Here is a 16,036-nt window from a genome sequence, read left to right on the forward strand (position 1 = left end):
ATAAAAACTGGAACCCCGTGTTCGCGAAGAGTCCCAGATAGAAAGCCGGAAGATTTTACCTGACTTTCCAACGAATGCAACCAAAGATGGCGATTATTACGCCTGCGCCCTCAGTAAGCGGTTCATTGTTGCCAGATTCAACCGACTGATAAAGTGCTAAGTTTAACTAAAAATGCCCGATTAACGTCCCGGAAATTTCATTCCTGGCGGCATCATGCCACGCATTCCGCGCATCATTTTTTGCATGCCGCCTTTAGCAGACATTTTTTTCATCATCTTTTGCATTTGAGTAAACTGTTTCAATAAACGGTTTACATCTTGAATTTGCGTGCCAGAACCAGCTGCGATGCGACGTTTGCGTGAGCCCTTGATTAAATCAGGGTTCTTACGCTCCTTGGAAGTCATCGAATTAATGATGGCTTCCATTTGACCTGTCATCTTGCCGTCTTGGATTTGCGCTAAGGCTTCTGGGGGCAATTGACCGACACCGGGCAGTTTTTCCAGCATATTCATCATGCCGCCCATATTTTTCATTTGCTGTAACTGCTCACGGAAATCTTCTAAATCGAAACTGCCACCTTGCTTCACTTTCGAAGCCAGCTTCATGGCCTTTTCTTTATCGACGCCACGCTCAACTTCTTCGATAAGCGATAACACATCGCCCATGCCCAAAATGCGTGAGGCGATACGATCGGGATGGAACGGTTCTAGCGCGTCGGTCTTTTCACCGACACCAAGGAATTTGATCGGCTTGCCCGTAATGTGGCGAATCGATAACGCCGCACCACCGCGCGCATCACCATCGACTTTGGTTAAGATCACCCCTGTCAGTGGTAAAGCTTCGTTAAACGCCTTAGCGGTGTTTGCCGCATCTTGACCTGTCATAGCATCAACAACGAACAAGGTCTCGATAGGCTTGACCGCAGCGTGTAAGCCTTTGATCTCGTCCATCATGGCTTCGTCGACGTGCAGACGACCCGCGGTATCGAGGATCACCACATCAATAAACTTTAATTTAGCGTGGGCAATCGCCGCTTTCGCAATGTCGATTGGCTTTTGGCTAACGTCCGATGGGAAAAACTCCACCGCCACTTCTTGCGCTAACATCTCAAGCTGTTTAATCGCCGCAGGGCGATAAACGTCAGCACTGACGACTAATACCGATTTTTTATGGCGTTCACGTAAAAATTTACCCAGTTTGGCCACACTGGTGGTTTTACCCGCACCTTGCAGACCCGCCATCATAATCACAGCTGGCGGCTGAGTGGCTAAATCTAGGGCTTCATTTGCCTCGCCCATGGATTTTTCAAGTTCACTTTGAACTATCTTAATAAAGGCTTGACCTGGGCTTAAGCTTTTAGAGACTTCTTGGCCAACGGCACGTTCTTTTACGTTATTAACGAATTCGCGCACCACAGGCAGGGCAACATCGGCCTCCAGCAGTGCCATACGCACTTCGCGCAGGGTTTCCTTAACGTTTTCTTCAGTTAAGCGACCACGGCCACTGATATTTTTCAGTGTGCGTGACAGTCTGTCGGTTAGGTTCTCAAACATCGTCCTGTTCTATACCTTTAAGAATCTCGATTGATGGGCTGTATTATAACGATGCATGCGCATTATGCTACTGCTGCACCCATCTTGATTGTGGTTAAGTGTTTTACTTGCGCTGAGTCATGTTTTATTGTCGTCGACACACTATTTAACCCTAACAATAAGAATCTGCTAAATTTTGCAACTCATGTCACTGCCCATTTGCCGACAGCTCATGTTATTCTAGGGAAAATATTGATCTGTATGCCCCGTTTTTAAGGCACCTTTAACTACACAAATAGGTTAATTACCCATGGTCATCTTTTCTGCCTCAGCCATGTTTTTTTATTGCATTGCATTGGTACTAGTGACGAGTAGATTGTTTCACCCAGACGGTCCGAATCGCCGTGCTGTCGCAGGCTTTGCCGCTATCGCGGTTATTTTGCATGCTGCAGCATTATCACAAGTGATTTTCACCACAGATGGCCAAAACTTTAGCCTGACGAATGTGATTTCCTTAGTGAACTGGATTATCGCTTTTACTTTTACGATATTGATGTTCAGGCTGAAGGTCATCGTCGTCGTGCCCGTGGTTTATGCCTGCTCAGTGCTTTCGGTTGCCCTACTCTGGTTATTGCCGCCTAAATTCATCACACATTTTGAGCTTTATCCTGAAGTATTAGCCCACGTCGTATTGTCACTCATGGCCTACAGCGCCCTGATGATTGCCGCCCTGTATGCGATACAACTGGCGATGATCCAAAATAAACTGAAGAAAAAACAATTTATGCTGAGCCCTGGCATTCCGCCGCTGATGACAGTTGAAAAACAACTGTATCACCTAGTGATTATCGGCGTTATCTTGCTCAGTTTGTCGCTCGCGACTGGTTTTATCTTCCTTGAAGATATGTTCGCCGATGGTAAAGGTCATAAGGCAATTCTGTCGATAATGGCTTGGTTTGTATACATTACTATGCTGTGGCAACAGTATTGGGTCGGTTGTAAAATTCGTACCGCAGTCATTTATACTCTGACTGGCGCATCCTTACTTTCGCTCGCATATTTTGGCGCGCGCATTGTCAAAGAATTAATCCTCAACTAAACATTTAAGTCGGCTGGGGCAGTTATTGCTGCGGCCGACTTGACACTTTTTTTAAATGTCGGTATTTACTTAAGTTTACTGGCCACATTGGAGCCTTTTTTGGACGCTATATCGACAAGCGCACTCCTGATCGTTTTACTAGTGCTTATCCTATTCTCTGCCTATTTTTCAGGCTCAGAAACCGCAATGATGACTCTCAACCGTTACCGTCTACGCCACTTAGCCAACAATGGCCATAAAGGTGCGATTAGAGCCTTGAAGTTGCTTGAGCGTCCTGACCGTTTGATTGGATTGATCTTAATTGGCAATAACTTAGTCAATATTTCCGCATCGGCTATTGCGACTATCATTGGGATGCGTCTTTGGGGCGACTTAGGGGTCGCTGTTGCAACAGGCGTGCTTACGTTAGTCGTGCTCGTTTTTGCTGAAGTCACGCCAAAAACCATCGCAGCGCTAAATCCTGAGCGTATTGCTTTTCCCTCTAGCATACTGCTACTTATACTTTCCTCTACCTTTGCCTATGTTGTCTCAAGCGTTAATTTGATAACCACAGGTATCTTACGTTTGATGGGGATAAAAACCGTTAATAGTAGCGATGCACTAAGCCAAGAAGAGCTGCGTACTGTGGTGCATGAGGCAGGGGCACTCATCCCCCGACGCCACCAAGAAATGCTGTTATCTATCTTGGATTTAGAGAAAGTCACCGTTGAAGATATTATGGTGCCACGCTCAGATATCTACGGAATTAACGTCAATGACGAATTTAAGGTTATCAATCGTCAGGTGATCCAAAGTCCACATACCCGAGTGTTAGTGTATCGCGACACCATAGACGATGCAGTGGGCTTTATTCATCTACGCGATGCCCTGCGTCTACAATCTAAAGAGCAATTTAGTAAGTCATCTTTGCTGCGCGCAGTGAAAGAACTCTACTTTGTGCCAGAAGGTACGCCACTCAATGTGCAGCTAGCTAACTTCCAACAAAATAAAGAGCGCATCGGCTTAGTCGTTGATGAATATGGTGATATTCAAGGTCTAGTAACACTCGAAGATATTCTCGAAGAAATTGTCGGCGACTTTACCACTTCTATGTTGACCACCCCGAGTGAAGACATTAAGGTGCAGCAAGATGGCAGCTACTTAGTCGATGCGGGCATTACGATCCGCGATTTGAATAAAGAAATGAAGTGGAACTTTCCCACCGATGGCCCTAAAACCCTCAATGGTCTGATTCTGGAGTATCTGGAGGAAATTCCTTCTGCGAATACCAGTTTACGTTTAGCAGGTTATCCATTAGAGATAATTGATGTGTCAGAGAATATGATTAATACAGTGAGAATTATCCCGCTGTATTATCATCCCCCCAGAGTTTAATCCTCAATTTTGAGCATAAAAAATGGCCGAACCACACAAGTTAAGATGTGGTCCGGCGGACGATTTCCTCCAAGCGATGATGCTCCCCCAAGCTATAAATCTATCTACTCTAATTCACTATCTAGCCAAGCTATGCAGACTTTTTCGCCTCAAGCATACGACGCTTCTCAAGCGCCATTGGTGTTATCTGGGCATTCAGCGCCTTTTCTAAGCCCAACATAAAATACACTTCCGCCATTAAGAAAAATGGCCCAATTAATAGCTGATTTAAGTCATCCACAAAGGCAGGCTTGGCTTTTTCATATTGATGGCCGATTAGCTGGAACACCCAGCCCACCAAAAATACCCCTAAGGCAAGCCAAGTGGCACCAGCGATATGCGCCGCCCACTCAGTTGTGAGCAGCACAGGTACCATAAATAAGATGAGCCCCATTGAAAGCCTTAAGTGTAAACGGACATAATAGGCCAACACGAATATACCGACTATCACTGCTAAACTTGCCTCCCCCATACTGCCCAGCGGAATACGCACTGTGGCCAACAACAGGAAAGCAGACCAAATAATCAGTGGGATGCCAATAAAATGGGTCTGAATATTACGCTGATTTAAATGCACACTTTTGTAGGTCGATAACTGCTCTGCGGCGGATTTCATGCCGGGTTCCTCTTCATTTGCCCCTGATTTTACGTGCGCCAAATTGAGCGACGCGCAAGCCATAAACTAACGTAAAACAATTAAGCTGAACAGTAAAAGTAAATAAATTGTTGCATTCAGTAATTTGGCACTGATTTGGATACCCATCCAGAAATGAAAAAAGGAACCCTAAGGTTCCTTTTTTACCGCCAACAGACACAAACTCGGGTTTATTAAGACTCTATGATTACCGTCGCAATCGCGTAGGATTTTTCATCGGCAATAGAGATATGCCCAACCGTCGCTTTAAGCTGCTGTAAGCGCGTCAGCGCCCCCTCGGTAAAGTGAATCGTCGGTGCACCATCCTCATTGTTGCCAATGTGAATATGCTGAAACGACACGCCGCGGCCAATACCCGTACCGAGGGCTTTGGCTGCGGCTTCTTTTGCAGCAAAACGCTTGGCAAGATAACGACTTGGCTGACTATGGGCAGTATAAATGGCTAACTCAGACTCGGTCAGCACACGTTTCGCCAGCTTGTCACCTGCGCGTGCCACATGGACCTGAATACGCTCAATCTCGACGATATCTGTGCCTAGGCCGACAATCGCCATTATTCGCCTCGACGACCTTCAAGCATTAACACTTTCATGTCTTTCACTGCTGTCGCTAAACCGTCAATGGCGGCACGTGCGACAATCGCATGGCCGATATTGAGTTCATATAACTCAGGAATCGCCGCGATGGGTTTCACGTTGTGATAATGTAAACCATGACCCGCGTTAACCACTAAACCTTTGCCATGGGCGTATTTTGCCATTTCGCTAATACGCGCTAACTCAATAGCTTCTTCCGCTTCAGTTTTAGCATCGGCATAACAGCCTGTATGAATTTCAATAAGCGGTGCGCCTGATGCAACGGCGGCATCAATTTGGGTTTTATCGGCATCGATAAATAAGGAGACTTGAATGCCCTCAGCGGCTAAACGAGTCACTGCGGCAGTGATTTTATCTAACTGCCCCGCCACATCTAAACCGCCTTCAGTGGTGACTTCTTTACGTTTTTCTGGCACTAAACAGACATAGGTCGGTTTAATTTCACAGGCGATGTTAAGCATTTCTTCGGTCACCGCACATTCGAAATTCATGCGGGTTTTCAAGGTTTTTGCCAACAGATACACATCGCGGTCTATGATGTGGCGTCTGTCTTCACGCAAATGGATAGTGATGCCATCGGCGCCAGCATGTTCAGCAACGGCAGCAGCATGCACAGGATCAGGATAACTGGTGCCACGGGCTTGGCGCAGAGTAGCAATATGGTCGATATTCACGCCCAATAAGATACGGCTCATCGGGAACTCCTTAATGTTTAACGCTGATATTGCGGCCTATTGTACTTAGGCTCACGCTAAAAAACAGGAGCTAGGGCGAATTATTCCCATCAATCTTAGTTGGTACGGCAGTGCTGACGAACAATTGTCGACTCAACAAAGGTTTAGTCCCGAGTAATGGCGTTAACAGGGAGCGCATCAACAACTTAGCGCTCAAAAAATGTGCGTCGGTGAGCTGGTTATCGTTAAGCGCCGTCAACATTGCCCCTTGATAGGCATTGCGAGCACGGGAGTTGAGTACAAATTGAAAACCTAACTCAGGCACGAGCTGGTAATAATAGTCAGGCACGAGTGGTTCACCTTGAGTATCGCGGCTAAGAGAAGGCATAAAACCTAATTCCCGCAGCAAGGCAAGCTCAATATAACGCAGTTGGGATTGGCAAAACTTCGCGGCAAGGCCGACTAAGGCTTGATGATAAATGAGGAACAACTCTTCGGCATTGTGCTGTAGAGACAAAGTGCGAACCAATAACTCATTGATATACATGCCAGCAAACAAGCTTTGACCAGAAAGAGGCACAGCAGGCGCAGCGGCTTCGACTTGAGTTAAGGTTTTTAATTCAGACTTACCGCTAAATTCGAAGATCAGCGGTTGAAAGGGCTGGAGAATACTCTTGATAGAGCGCTTACCGCTGCCGGTTCGGGCAACCACATCAACCCGTCCAATGCCGTCAACTAAGAGGTTAACTAAGACACTGGACTCTCGATATGGGCGATGATGTAAAACGTAACCACGTTTCATCGGTAAGCGCGCTCGCTGAAATTAATGCTTAATCGTCGCCGTAACCTAAGCTACGCAAGGCGCGTTCATCATCGGCCCAACCGGATTTCACTTTCACCCACACTTCGAGGAAAACTTTATTATCAAACAAGGTCTCCATGTCTAAGCGAGCTTGAGTTGCGATAGTACGAATACGTTCGCCCTTGCTACCAATCACCATACGTTTTTGACCTTCACGCTCAACAAGGATCAAGGCATTAATTTGATAAACGCCATTTTCCATCATCTTGAACTGTTCAATCTCAACTGTCGCATCATAGGGTAATTCATCACCTAAGAAGCGCATCAGTTTTTCACGCACAATTTCCGACGCCATAAAACGTTGCGAACGATCGGTAACATAGTCTTCAGGGAAGAAGAAAGGTCCTTCAGGAATAGACGCCGCCGCTAGCTCTAAAATGCGCTTAACGTTAGTGCCTTTACTGGCAGAAATCGGCAAAATTTCATCGAAAGGATATTTTTTGGCGACTTCTTCCAAATACGGGAATAGCGATTCTTTGTCTTTGATATTGTCGACTTTATTGATCGCCAGAATTGTCTGACGCTCTTCACCGCCACGGCGTAATTTACTCAACACCATCTCATCATCGGCGGTCCACGTCATGCCATCAACCACGAAAATCACCATAGCCACATCGGCAAGCGAACTGGCTGCAGCGCGGTTCATCAGGCGGTTAATCGCCCGCTGCTCTTCTATGTGTAAACCTGGTGTATCGATGAACACGATTTGCTTCGGACCATCGGTATGAATACCCATGATACGGTGGCGCGTTGTTTGTGGCTTTTTAGAAGTAATACTTACCTTCTGACCAAGCAAACGGTTGATTAACGTTGATTTACCGACGTTAGGGCGACCAATGATCGCCACCATGCCGCAATAAGTGACATCGTATTGGGCCGACGGCGTTGGCGCGGCCGCATTCATCCTTGCCAGTAATTCATCTAAACTCGGCTCAGTTGCCGCTTTTGCAGCATCGATACCTGACAAGTCTGTTTTTTTGGTCATTTCTTTAGTAACTCCAATACTTGAGCGGCCGCGATTTGCTCGGCTTTACGGCGTGAACTCGCCACACCAATGACGCTTTGACTCAAGTCTTCAATACGACATTCAACGGTAAATGTCTGATCGTGGGCATCGCCTTCTATGTTGATTACTTGGTAATCAGGCAGCGGCTTTTTAAACCCTTGTAAATGTTCTTGCAGTAATGTCTTAGCGTCTTTCTGGCTGATCCCAGGTTGGATTTCGGCCAAACGCTCGGCATACCATTTCAGCAGTAATGCACGGCAAACTTCGAGATCGGAATCAAGGTAAACGGCGCCAATAATGGCTTCAACCGCATCGGCAAGAATCGACTCGCGTCTAAATCCGCCACTTTTCAACTCGCCAGGACCGAGATATAAATAATCGCCGAGCTTAAACTCTTGGGCGATGATAGTTAAGGTATCACCGCGAACTAAGGTGGCACGCATCCGGCTTAAATCGCCTTCGGTTGCCTTCGGAAACTGATGATACAAAGCATCAGAAATCACGATAGATAAAATTGAATCACCTAAAAACTCTAAGCGCTCATTATGCTTATTTGCCGCACTTCTGTGGGTCAGCGCTTGAGTCAAAAGCTCAATATTCTTGAACTCATAACCTAAAGTACGACACAAACGTGGCAAATTTTTAATCGGTTCCATGCTATTTAATTCCACCTACACGCTCAAAACGCACACCGCTAGGCACCCAAGTTGGGAGGAAGTCGGCTTTTGAACGGTCAAATTCAAAACTAATCCAAATCGCTACCGCTTTACCGACCAGGTTTTCTTCTGGCACAAAGCCCCAGAAACGACTGTCGGTACTGTTATCGCGGTTATCGCCCATGGCAAAGTAATGGCCTTCTGGCACTAAAAACTCACCCGCGGGTAAATTACCTTCGCGTTTAAAATATCCCAGCATGTCAGGTCGACTTGGGTTGATCAAGATATCGTGGGCGACCTCGCCCAATTCCTCTTTATAACGCAGTAACGGCACACCATCTTGGTTGTAATCACCACGACTTATCTCTGTGCGGGCGATAACTTGCGGTTCTGGGCAAGCTGTTTGCTCAACGCCACAGGCCTTTTGGATCATCAACTGTTTATTACGGTAAATAATTCTATCACCCGGCAAACCGACTACACGTTTAATGTAGTCAATGGCGGGGTTTTCAGGATATTTAAATACCACCACATCACCGCGTTTGGGCTCGCCAGTTTCAACCAGCTTGGTTCGCCATACGGGATCTTTAAGCCCATAACTAAATTTTTCCACCAGAATGAAGTCGCCCACTAAGAGGGTAGGCATCATAGAACCCGATGGGATTTGAAATGGCTCATAAATGAATGAACGTAGGATCAACACAAAGGCAATCACAGGGAAGATAGAGTGCGCGGTTTCGACTATGGTCGACTCACGAATGATTTGGTACTCAGCTTCTTCAGTTAAATTCGCTTGTGATGCCTTTGCTAACGCTAAACTCTCACGACGCTTTGGGGCGAAAACGAGCACATCGACTAACCAAATAAGTCCTGAGATCAGGGTGATTAGCACTAGAATAATGGAAAAATACGCTGCCATTGCTTATTGAACTCCTGCCTTAAAAATAATTAAAGGTGCCTAACTCAGCGAATATAATACTTTAGTTAACTTACCGTATTCGACCTTGGTAAACCAAAGTGATAAACCAATGCGATAACCTAACTAAAGCGCCGCAAACAGCGGCGCAATAGTCAACTAAATTGTCACTTCTTATGCTAACGATTACTCGTTTAGCTTAAGTACCGCTAAGAATGCTTCTTGTGGCACCTCAACGTTACCTACTTGCTTCATCCGTTTCTTACCCTCTTTTTGTTTATTTAAGAGTTTTTTCTTACGAGAAACGTCGCCGCCATAACACTTAGCCGTTACGTCTTTACGCAGGGCTTTCACGGTTGAACGGGCAATAATTTGACTGCCCACCGCCGCTTGAATCGCAATATCAAACATCTGACGTGGAATAAGTTCTTTCATCTTATCCACTAAAGCTAAACCACGGTGACGAATGTTTGATCTATGGATAACCATAGCCAAGGCGTCGACTCGGTCGCCGTTGATGAGAATATCTAAACGCACCATGTCTGCAGGATCGAAACGAATAAAGTTATATTCGAGTGATGCATAGCCACGGCTAGTGGACTTCAAACGGTCGAAGAAGTCCATGACCACTTCCGCCATTGGCAGATGGTAAGTTACAGCCACTTGGTTACCGTGGTAAACCATGTTCACTTGGGTGCCACGTTTTTCAATACACAGGGTAATCACGTTACCTAAGTATTCTTTTGGCACTAAAATGTTGGCCTCAACAATCGGCTCACGCATTTCTTCAATGTTGTTAATCGCAGGCAGATCAGACGGGTTATCAACGTAAATCGTTTCGCCGCTAGTCATGACGACTTCGTACACTACGGTTGGCGCAGTGGTGATCAACTCTAGGTTGTATTCACGCTCTAAACGCTCTTGTACGATTTCCATGTGGAGCAGGCCTAAATAGCCAATGCGGAAACCAAAACCGAGTGCCGAAGAACTTTCAGGTTCAAAGAATAATGACGCATCGTTCAGGCTGAGTTTGTTCAGCGCATCACGGAAGTTTTCATATTCGTCGGTCGAAATTGGGAATACGCCAGCGTATACCTGTGGCTTCACTTTCTTAAAACCAGGTAACGGCTTTTCAGCACCATTTTTGGCTAAAGTTAACGTATCACCTACAGGCGCACCGTGAATTTCCTTCAGACCCGCAATCACAAAGCCGACTTCACCGGTTTTAAGTTCGGTTTTATCAGTTTGTTTTGGGGTGAAAATACCGACGCGATCCGCAGTGTGGTTTTGTCCTGTAGACATTACCTTAAACTTGTCACCTTTTTTCAGGCTACCGTGTTTAATTCGCACTAACGACACTACGCCTAAGTAGTTATCAAACCAAGAATCGATAATCAAGGCTTGCAATGGTGCGTCAGGATCGCCTTCTGGCGGTGGAATTTTGGCAACAATGACTTCTAAAACCTCGTCGACACCGACACCGGTTTTAGCCGAACAACGCACAGCATCCATCGCATCGATACCAACGATATCTTCAATCTCGGCAGCAACACGTTCTGGATCGGCTTGTGGTAAGTCAATCTTGTTTAAAATGGGTACCACATCTAGATTCATATCCAGCGCGGTATAACAGTTTGCCAGTGTCTGAGCTTCAACGCCCTGACCCGCATCAACCACCAGCAAAGCACCTTCACAGGCAGCTAATGAGCGCGAGACCTCGTAGGAGAAGTCAACGTGACCTGGGGTATCAATAAAGTTGAGTTGATAGACAAGGCCATCTTTGGCTTTATAATCCAAAGTGACACTTTGTGCCTTAATCGTAATACCACGCTCACGTTCTAGATCCATAGAATCTAAAACTTGAGAATCCATTTCACGGTCGGTTAAACCGCCACAAACCTGAATAAGACGATCTGATAGCGTCGATTTACCATGGTCGATATGGGCAATAATTGAGAAGTTTCTAATTTGTTTCATTATGCTGCAATGACTAATACTGAAAATGGATACGGTTCAAAGGAGCGAAATTGTACCTGATTGCGGTTTCAATACCAATCACATTCACTCCTACTTAAGACAGGCCGATAAAACAACGCCCAAAACCGCAGTTAGCTGCTATTTGATAAAAAATAACACATTGAAATTATTGAGCTAATTCGTTTAAATTGATGCTCCTACCTAAATAGGCCAAAATCACAGGCTGAGCATCAACTTCTAAACGTTTAGCCTGTTGCTTACCAAAAGACCACGCAATCAAGGCACCAACGGCCGCAAAGCCCATGGCACCTAGGTTAGGATTAAACTCAAGCAACTGGCCTAAAAATTGTCCTAACGCTGCGCCGACAAACAGGCCAAACAGCGGCATTAAATAGATTAATGCCGCGGCTTTGAGGATCACGCTCTCGGGAAGGCCTAATTTGAGTAATTCACCAGCCTCACAGCGGCGGTCACTCTGAATAGAAAATTGCTGGGTTTTCGAGGAAAAAGCCTGAGCGACAGCAGAGGTCCCGCAAGACTCACTGTTACTGCAGCTCTTGCAGGTACTCTTAAGTTCCACTTCAACCGTCAACCAACCTTGACTATCACTGGAGACGACTCTGGCAATTTCTTCCATCATAATCGGCGTCCTATTCTAGCGTCAGACTTTTAGCAATGCGCGTTAAGGTTTCTGTCGGCACTTTACCCACAGCAACTACTTCGGCATTACCGACTTTTTCTGAGACTAAGGACAAGCCATTACGGGTAATTAATTCTTCAGGCAATGGACTCGTGCCCGCACGCGCCACATAAACAGAAATATTTGCCAGTCCATCGGTCAGTGCTATGTATTCCACCGCTTCGTGACTGCCAATTAATCTATGGTGGTCGCGCACTACCACAGTAAAACCTGCGGGTAACCAAGCAAATTGCCAATTTTGACCGTCTTGGCGCTCGGCTTGATCGATAACTGCCGGCCACTCTTGCTTATAGGCCTCTTGCAAAATGGCTGGCGGCTCGCTGAATTCAATGAGTTCAATCACCATGATCTGCTCAAGTAATTGCTTATCTTGAGTCAGCATGTCGTATCTCAGCGGCAGATAGGTTTCCATATCAAGCCAAATTTGAAAGCCATAACGGAATTCATCATTAGGCAACAGGCGGATCATCTGCCCCGGACGCCCAGCGATACGGGTACGGCCACCGAGCACAAACTGATAACCCACTTCTAAGTCCGCCATATTGGCAGAGAAAGCAGCAGGCCAGACACCTTGAATATGATTAGAAACGATACTATACGCAGGCTCATCGTGCTCAATAAAGGTGACACGATTACCGACACGCACTGCATTTTTGGGTGGACCGTTAAGGTATTCTAGAAAGGCAACTTCTTGATTATTCACCTTACCATGCAGGTAAACCAAAGGCCGAATATGATCGGCCTGAAGTTGAATAATCGATGCTTTAAACTCTTTCTCTCGTAAAGCCTGACTCATTTTTTCGAGCCAAGCTTTGGCAGGCATGTCCTCCTGCGCGGTTGCAGGAAAGACCAAGGCTAATAAAGCCAACAGGATTAGACGCAAGCTAACTCCTCGTTATTGATTGACCGGAACGGGTACGACCTCGGTATTGTCCTCTACAACCGCACCAGTATTCAATCGTTGTTGCAACATATGATCTTGGATATAAGTATTAATTCGGCGACGTTGCTCATTCACCTGATCATTGGTATAGCCTTGATTCTGTTGTACAGGACCGGTTTGTAGGCTCACAGGTGATGCGCTACCAATAAGCGGCCTTGTAATTAACACGGGCGATGGTGACGCGGCATCATCGGCGGTTTGATTGTAATTCTGCACACCCACAATCGCAAACATAGCAACCGTCGCAGCAATGGCATATTGACCAAATTGCTTAAATAAAGGTACGACGCGGCTTTGCTCCGAATTGGCGGCAATTTGTGGCGTTACAGGTGCAGTAACTTTAGACGCATGATGCTTAGGCGCAACTATCGCTGGCTCAAGTTCAATGGCGGCAGCAATGCTAGCAGAGAGATCTAACACAATAGTCTGCGGCAATTCGCCACGCATGGCATCGCCTATCATATGATAGTTATGCCATTTATCATGTGAATGTGTATCAGCAGATAACTCTGCCATGGTCTGCGCATCAGTCTCTCCATCGACTGCGGCAGATACCCATTCTTGACCTAATTTATCCATTTTTCACCTGTCTAAATATAAGGGTTTCTTAAAATAAGAATTTAGGCTTCCAGCAACGGCTGGAGCTTTTTATCGATTGCCTCTCGAGCTCGGAAGATACGCGATCTTACGGTCCCGACAGGACAATCCATGACTATGGCAATATCTTCGTAACTCATACCATCGAGTTCACGCAATGAGATGGCCATTCGTAATTCTTCAGGTAAGGTCTCTAATGTATCGAAAATCACTTTTTTAATTTCATCCGATAACATTAGCCGTTCTGGGGAGGCAAACTCCTTCAGCGCGTCACTACCTTCGTAATATTCGGCATCTTCTGCATCAACATCATTCGCAGGCGTTCTACGCCCCTGTGATACGAGATAATTCTTCGCAGTGTTTACTGCGATGCGGTACAACCAAGTATAAAATGCACTTTCACCGCGAAAGTTTGGCAAAGCTCTGTAAGCTTTGATAAACGCTTCCTGTGCCACATCAGCAACGTCCGCTTGGTTCCGTACATAACGGGATATCAAGCTAATGACTTTACTTTGATATTTAAGCACTAACAGGTTAAAAGCGTTTTTATCACCTTGTTGTACGCGCTCAACTAATTGTTGATCACTTAATTGTCCACTCATCCGAGCCGACTTCTCCTAAATCTAAAATGCTGATTTCTCAGTCGCTCGAATCATATTCACTTATGTAGACTCGCGGGCTTTGAAAAAGTTCTAAAAATTATACAAAAAAAGTAAGGTAAAAAGGAAAGTACCCATAATCGGTGAGTTGGTTTACCATAGTTGGCACTCTTCAGTCACATCATGATACCCGATGAAACAAGTAGTTGAACACCAATCTGACATATTAGTCATAGGTAGCGGTGCCGCAGGTCTGACACTAGCTTTGCATCTTGCTGAAAAAGCAAAAGTAATTCTGCTTTCAAAAGGCCCACTCTCGGAAGGGTCGACTTACTACGCCCAAGGCGGTATCGCCTCCGTCTTCGACGAAAGTGACACTATCGAATCCCATGTTGCAGACACCTTAATCGCAGGGGCGGGTTTATGTGACAAAGACGTTGTCACTTTCACGGCTGAAAATGCCAAGAGTGCGATGCAATGGCTTATCGAATGTGGCGTCGCCTTCGATAAAGAAGAAACCACAGACGGCAACGCAAAAGATGCACCTTACCATTTAACCCGTGAAGGCGGCCATAGCCACAGACGCATTCTGCACGCTGCCGATGCTACAGGCAAGGAAGTGCAAACCACACTGCAAGAGCGCGCACTCGCCCACCCCAATATTCAAGTTTTAGAACGCTATAACGCCATCGACCTCATCACCACCCGTAAGTTAAATCGCCCAGGTAATCGTGTGTTAGGCGCTTATGTGTGGAATCGTAATGAAGAACACGTCGAAACCGTTAAGGCCAAGTTTGTTGCGTTAGCAACAGGCGGTAGCTCTAAGGTTTATCAATATACCTCAAACCCCGATGTCGCTAGCGGTGATGGTATTGCCATGGCATGGCGTGCAGGTTGCCGCGTGGCGAATATGGAGTTCAACCAATTCCATCCGACGTGTTTGTACCACGCAGATGCGCGCAACTTCTTACTCACCGAAGCCCTGCGTGGAGAAGGTGCTTATCTGCGTCGTCCTGATGGCAGCCGCTTTATGCCGGACTTTGATGAACGCGCTGAACTCGCTCCCCGTGACATCGTTGCCCGCGCCATCGACTATGAGATGAAACGTCTGGGTGCCGATTGCGTCTATCTCGATATCAGCCATAAAGATGCTGACTTTGTGATGAAGCATTTCCCGACCATCTATAGCCGTTGCTTAGAGCTGGGAATCGATATCACTAAAGATGCGATTCCTGTGGTACCCGCCGCACACTATACCTGCGGTGGTGTAATGACAGATATGCACGGTCAGACGGATCTCAATGGTCTCTATGCTATTGGTGAAGTCGCCTATACGGGCTTACATGGTGCCAATCGTCTGGCGAGTAACTCGTTACTCGAATGTTTAGTGTTTGCCCGTGCGGCGTCACAGGACATAGAAAGCCAACTGCATAAAATTCAAATCCCGGGACAAATTCCAGCATGGGATGAAAGTAAAGTGTCGAACTCGGATGAGGAAGTGGTCATCGCCCATAACTGGCACGAACTGCGGTTATTCATGTGGGACTACGTTGGAATTGTACGCTCTGATAAACGTCTGGAGCGAGCACTGCGCCGCTGCCTGATGTTACAGCAAGAAATTCAGGAATATTACAGTAACTTCAGGGTTAGCAATAACTTGCTCGAATTACGTAACTTAGTGCAAGTGGCCGAATTAATTATTCGCTGTGCCATGGAGCGTAAAGAAAGCCGTGGGCTGCATTTTAATATCGATCATCCAGAGAAATTAGACGCGCCTCGCCCAACAATTTTACTACCAGAAAAGTAACCG

General features: G+C 46.2%; 16 protein-coding genes. 3 read left to right on the plus strand and 13 right to left on the minus strand.

Annotated elements, in window-relative coordinates:
- Positions 1-180: 180 nt before the first annotated feature.
- Positions 181-1,554, minus strand: coding sequence for a signal recognition particle protein (gene ffh, locus L5L98_RS10190; RefSeq protein ID WP_263140469.1), 1,374 nt, complete (start codon positions 1,552-1,554; stop codon positions 181-183).
- 289 nt (positions 1,555-1,843) lie between these two features.
- Here ffh and L5L98_RS10195 point away from each other — a divergent pair, with 289 nt between their 5' ends.
- Complete coding sequence (locus L5L98_RS10195) at positions 1,844-2,632, plus strand: inner membrane protein YpjD (RefSeq protein ID WP_028760813.1); 789 nt, start codon at positions 1,844-1,846, stop codon at positions 2,630-2,632.
- Positions 2,633-2,731: 99 nt separating this feature from the next.
- On the plus strand, positions 2,732-4,006 hold the full coding sequence (locus L5L98_RS10200; protein ID WP_113940661.1) for an HlyC/CorC family transporter: 1,275 nt from the start codon (positions 2,732-2,734) through the stop codon (positions 4,004-4,006).
- Between the two features lie 130 nt (positions 4,007-4,136).
- Here the strand turns inward: L5L98_RS10200 and L5L98_RS10205 are convergent, their stop codons facing one another.
- The 12 genes from L5L98_RS10205 to rpoE all read right to left on the minus strand — a co-directional run bounded on the left by L5L98_RS10205 (position 4,137) and on the right by rpoE (position 14,229).
- The gene (locus L5L98_RS10205; protein WP_212599989.1) at positions 4,137-4,661 is read right to left on the minus strand and encodes a DUF962 domain-containing protein; all 525 of its coding nucleotides are present in this window, start codon (positions 4,659-4,661) and stop codon (positions 4,137-4,139) included.
- A gap of 212 nt (positions 4,662-4,873) precedes the next feature.
- Positions 4,874-5,254 carry a holo-ACP synthase gene (gene acpS / locus L5L98_RS10210; protein ID WP_198572131.1) on the minus strand — a complete coding sequence of 127 codons (381 nt, stop codon included), beginning with the start codon at positions 5,252-5,254 and terminating at the stop codon, positions 4,874-4,876.
- Positions 5,254-5,991: a pyridoxine 5'-phosphate synthase gene (gene pdxJ, locus L5L98_RS10215; RefSeq protein ID WP_263140478.1), complete on the minus strand. Its 738-nt coding sequence runs from the start codon at positions 5,989-5,991 to the stop codon at positions 5,254-5,256. Before pdxJ ends, acpS begins: the two co-directional genes overlap by 1 nt.
- A 70-nt stretch (positions 5,992-6,061) precedes the next feature.
- Positions 6,062-6,772, minus strand: a complete 711-nt coding sequence (gene recO, locus L5L98_RS10220; RefSeq protein WP_263140481.1) for a DNA repair protein RecO — start codon at positions 6,770-6,772, stop codon at positions 6,062-6,064.
- Positions 6,773-6,800: 28 nt separating this feature from the next.
- The gene (gene era / locus L5L98_RS10225; RefSeq protein WP_028760819.1) at positions 6,801-7,817 is read right to left on the minus strand and encodes a GTPase Era; all 1,017 of its coding nucleotides are present in this window, start codon (positions 7,815-7,817) and stop codon (positions 6,801-6,803) included.
- Positions 7,814-8,494, minus strand: coding sequence for a ribonuclease III (rnc, locus tag L5L98_RS10230; protein WP_012088603.1), 681 nt, complete (start codon positions 8,492-8,494; stop codon positions 7,814-7,816). The genes era and rnc overlap by 4 nt, the downstream gene beginning before the upstream one ends.
- 1 nt (position 8,495) lies before the next feature.
- Complete coding sequence (gene lepB / locus L5L98_RS10235; RefSeq protein ID WP_263140487.1) at positions 8,496-9,413, minus strand: signal peptidase I; 918 nt, start codon at positions 9,411-9,413, stop codon at positions 8,496-8,498.
- Positions 9,414-9,596: 183 nt separating this feature from the next.
- Positions 9,597-11,387 carry a translation elongation factor 4 gene (gene lepA / locus L5L98_RS10240; protein ID WP_028760822.1) on the minus strand — a complete coding sequence of 597 codons (1,791 nt, stop codon included), beginning with the start codon at positions 11,385-11,387 and terminating at the stop codon, positions 9,597-9,599.
- 166 nt (positions 11,388-11,553) lie between these two features.
- Positions 11,554-12,027, minus strand: a complete 474-nt coding sequence (locus L5L98_RS10245; RefSeq protein ID WP_105249858.1) for a SoxR reducing system RseC family protein — start codon at positions 12,025-12,027, stop codon at positions 11,554-11,556.
- Positions 12,028-12,037: 10 nt separating this feature from the next.
- Positions 12,038-12,970, minus strand: a complete 933-nt coding sequence (locus L5L98_RS10250; RefSeq protein ID WP_028760824.1) for a MucB/RseB C-terminal domain-containing protein — start codon at positions 12,968-12,970, stop codon at positions 12,038-12,040.
- A gap of 12 nt (positions 12,971-12,982) precedes the next feature.
- Positions 12,983-13,609 (minus strand): sigma-E factor negative regulatory protein, encoded by a 627-nt coding sequence (locus tag L5L98_RS10255; RefSeq protein WP_028760825.1) that lies wholly within the window; start codon positions 13,607-13,609, stop codon positions 12,983-12,985.
- Between the two features lie 41 nt (positions 13,610-13,650).
- Positions 13,651-14,229, minus strand: coding sequence for an RNA polymerase sigma factor RpoE (rpoE, locus tag L5L98_RS10260; RefSeq protein ID WP_028760826.1), 579 nt, complete (start codon positions 14,227-14,229; stop codon positions 13,651-13,653).
- 190 nt (positions 14,230-14,419) lie between these two features.
- Here rpoE and nadB point away from each other — a divergent pair, with 190 nt between their 5' ends.
- On the plus strand, positions 14,420-16,033 hold the full coding sequence (gene nadB / locus L5L98_RS10265) for an L-aspartate oxidase (protein WP_168823426.1): 1,614 nt from the start codon (positions 14,420-14,422) through the stop codon (positions 16,031-16,033).
- Positions 16,034-16,036: the final 3 nt, after the last annotated feature.

It is taken from the genome of Shewanella sp. SM23 (assembly GCF_025654295.1).
Lineage (GTDB): Bacteria > Pseudomonadota > Gammaproteobacteria > Enterobacterales > Shewanellaceae > Shewanella > Shewanella oncorhynchi.